The organism is Sphingomonas sp. CCH9-F2 (assembly GCF_001556735.1).
In the GTDB taxonomy this organism is placed as follows: Bacteria; Pseudomonadota; Alphaproteobacteria; order Sphingomonadales; family Sphingomonadaceae; genus Sphingomonas; species Sphingomonas ginsenosidimutans.
The window spans coordinates 1-3,404 of record NZ_LSJO01000242.1 but is presented as its reverse complement, the minus strand read 5'-3'; the positions used below and the strand labels follow the sequence as shown (position 1 = coordinate 3,404).

Genomic DNA, 3,404 nt, shown 5'->3' with positions numbered 1-3,404 from the left:
GCGGGTCGGCGGGGGTGATCGCCGATCCGTGCCAGTCTCCCAGCGAGGATTCCATGTCGTCGCCCAGCGCCGCGGCCAGCGCGCGCTCGAACCCCGGCTCGGCGCTGACCGCGCCCAGGAGCTTGTCGTCCGCCTCGGTCGCGCCGCGCGCCAGCGCCGCCGCCTCACCGTCCAGCGCCGCCAGCGTGGCGATCGCGGCGGCGCGCGCAGCTTCGGCGGGGTCGCGATCGGCGGTGGCCTCGTCCTCGCTGGTTTCCGCCCATTCCAGTGCGGCACGCGCCTTGGCGGCCTGTTCGCGCGCGGCGGCCTGCTTCTCCTGTGCGGCACCGCGCTCGTTTTCCAGCGCCTCGACGTCGCCGACGCGCGCGATCGCCTGCTCCAGCTGTGCGGCATCGCGGGTCGCGCGCTCGAAACGGGCGGTCGCAGCGGCGCTGGCAGCCGCCGCGACGCGCCGTTCGGCGGCCTGCGCCGCCTGTTCGGACAGCGCCTGCGCCAGCGCCACCTCGACATCGCGGGCGTGCCGCTCGGCCTCGCTCAGCGCCGCCTCGAGCGCCGGCACCGCCGCCGCGCCCTCGCGCACCTGCGCCTCCAGCGCCGCAACCTCCTCGGTCAGCCGTGCCAGCGCGTCGGCGGCGTCGTGCGACAGCGCATCCTCACGCGTGCGGTCCTCCGCGATCCGCCGCGCATTGGTCTCCATTTCCAGCAAACGGCGCTGCAATCCGTGGCGCTGTTCGCGCGCGCGCGTCAGCTGGTGCGTCACCTCGCCGGCGCGATCGCGCGCCGCCAGTGCCGCCGCGCGCGCCGCCGCCAGCCGCTCCGCCGCCGCGCGCTGTGCCGCGATCGTCTCCTGTTCGCGCGCGTTCGCCGCCGCGACCGCCGCCTCCGCCGCTTCCGCTTCGCCCTTGGCCGCCTCCGCCGCCTGCGCCGCATCGCGCCAGCGGGCGTAGATCATCCGCGCCTCCGCCACGCGGATCTGCTCGGACAACAGGCGATAGCGTTCCGCCGCGCGCGCCTGCCGCCGCAGCGCGGCGACGCGCGTCGCCTGGTCGCTCATCACCTCGTCCAGCCGCGCCAGGTTCGCCTCGGTCGCGCGCAGCCGCGTCTCGGCATCCTTGCGCCGGACGTGCAGCCCGGCGATCCCGGCCGCTTCCTCCAGCATCGCGCGCCGCTCGGCCGGGCGCGCCGCGATGATCGCGCCGATGCGGTTCTGGCTGACCAGCGCGGGGCTGTGCGCGCCGGTCGCCGAATCGGCGAACAGCAACTGCACGTCCTTGGCGCGCACGTCGCGACCGTCGATGCGATAGGCGCTGCCGGCCCCGCGCTCGATCCGGCGGACGATTTCGCTTTCCTGCGCGCCGTCGGGGCGATCGACCTCGGCGAGCAGCGACACCTCGGCGAAGTCGCGCGGCGGGCGGGTCGCGGTGCCTGCGAAGATCACGTCCTCCATCCCGGCGCCGCGCATCGACTTCGGGCTGTTTTCGCCCATCGTCCAGCGCAGCGCCTCCAGGAGGTTCGACTTACCGCACCCGTTGGGGCCGACGACGCCGGTCAGGCCCGGTTCGATGCGCAGGTCGGCCGGATCGACGAAGCTCTTGAAGCCCGTCAGCCGCAGCCGCTTGATGCGCATCGCCCCGCGCCCGCCCGACGCTATCGCCGCGTCATGCGCCGGCGTTCTTCAGCGCGCCCTCAATCCCCTGCCACGTCACGACATTGTCGAGCTTGCGGCCGTTGAGGAAGAAGGTCGGGGTGCCGGTGACGCCCTGCTTGTCCGACGCATCCTGCATCATCTTGGTCAGCGCCTCGATCTCCTTGGTATCGTTCAGGCATGCGCGAGCCTGCGCCTCGGTCACGCCGCGCTGCTTGACGAAATCGACATAGCCCATCGCATCGCCCCAGGCGTTGGCGATCTGCGCCGGGGTCATGTTGGCGGTGCGTTGCAGAAACGCCTGATCCTGCGCGACCTTCATCTGGGTGTCGAGGAACTTGGGCTGGTCGAGATACATCTGTTCCAGGATCGGGAAGAACGGCCCCGGCCCGGCGCAGCGGCCCAGCAGCGACGCGGCGAAATCGGGCGGGCCGTGGACCATGAAGTCGCGGAATTCGTACGACACCTTGCCGGAGCGGACGTAATTCTCCTCCAGCGGGCGCTGCCCGGTCTGGCCGAACGCGCCGCAGGTCGGGCAGGTGCGCGAACCATATTCGACGAGCTTGAGCGGCGCGTCGGGATTGCCCATCACGAACCCGCCCTCAGGCGTGCGCGAGACGACCTGCGTCCAGTCCTGCCCGGCCGGCGCCTTCACCGCGGCGACGGAATTGGCGGGCGCGGTGGGCGCGCTGTCATTGCCGCCGCCGCCCGATCCGCAGGCGGTGAGCAGCCCCAGCGCGGCGAGCGCGGGGATCGCGAGATATCTCATCACTTCACTCCGTTGGGTCATTTCGCACCGGCCGCGCGAAGCTGCGGTTCCAGCTTCGCCCAGTCGACATTCTGGATCAGTCGGCCGTTGATCTCGAACGCGGGGGTGCCCGGCACCTGCGACGTCGCGTTCGATACCGCCAGCACGCGCTTGACCTGCGCATCGGTGCCGAAACAGGCGGCGATCGCACCGGCGGGCGCGCCGGCGTCGCGCGCGATCGCGGTCAGCCCGCCGCCCTCGGCGATCGCCTTCATCTGCGCCAGCTGCGGCCAGGCGGACATGCGCTCGGCATTGCCCTGCTGCCATTCGGCGGCGCGTTCGAACCATTGCTGCTGCTGCGCGAACAGCGCCCGGTGGAGGCGCGGGAAGGCCGCCGGCCCGGCGCAGCGCGCCAGCGTCGCGGCGACGAGGTCCAGCCCGTCGTGGACCTGGTTGCGCACTTCCACGCTGACGCGGCCCGAACGGACCATCGCGTCCAGCGGCTTTTCCGACTGCGCGGCGTAATGCGCGCAATGCGGGCAGGTGTAGCTGACATATTCGACCAGCTTTACCCGCGCCCTGGGGTTGCCGATCAAATAGCTGCCGGTCGCGACCGGCGCGGCCACCGCGGTCCACGGGCGCGGCGCGGCAGCGGCGATCGGAGCGGCGAGCAGCAGCGCGGCGAGGAGGGGCAGGACACGCATCATCGCACCTTGGGCAGGCTGGGCATCGGGGCGGGGGTGGCGGAGGCGACGCCGGAGGCCAGCGCCTCCAGCACCGCCTTCAGCTCGGGGTCGGCAATCGCCTTCAGGCTGCCGCCCAGTTCCGGGGCGGGGGCCAGCGAGGGCGGCGCGCGGCGTTCGGCGCGCTTGGTCACCTCGCCCTGGCGGATCGCGACGCGGTTGATCGCGGCATAGCCGAAGAACCGGTTCACCCGCTCGATGATCTCGACGGTCAGGTGGCTCATCATCGGGGCATGGGCGCCGCGCACCGTCAGCGTCAGCGTGCCGT

At 72.6% G+C, this 3,404-nt stretch carries 3 protein-coding genes and 1 pseudogene; all 4 read right to left on the bottom strand.

The window, feature by feature from the left end:
• Window positions 1-1,627: AAA family ATPase (locus AX685_RS07290; protein ID WP_156445715.1), on the bottom strand; the 1,627-nt coding region annotated here is incomplete at its 3' end.
• Between the two features lie 31 nt (window positions 1,628-1,658).
• Window positions 1,659-2,414: a thioredoxin domain-containing protein gene (locus tag AX685_RS07285; RefSeq protein WP_082740684.1), complete on the bottom strand. Its 756-nt coding sequence runs from the start codon at window positions 2,412-2,414 to the stop codon at window positions 1,659-1,661.
• Window positions 2,415-2,431: 17 nt separating this feature from the next.
• Complete coding sequence (locus AX685_RS07280; protein ID WP_197418522.1) at window positions 2,432-3,097, bottom strand: thioredoxin domain-containing protein; 666 nt, start codon at window positions 3,095-3,097, stop codon at window positions 2,432-2,434.
• A pseudogene (locus AX685_RS07275) lies at window positions 3,097-3,404 on the bottom strand (DciA family protein); the annotation flags it as partial. The pseudogene AX685_RS07275 and the gene AX685_RS07280, both read right to left, overlap by 1 nt.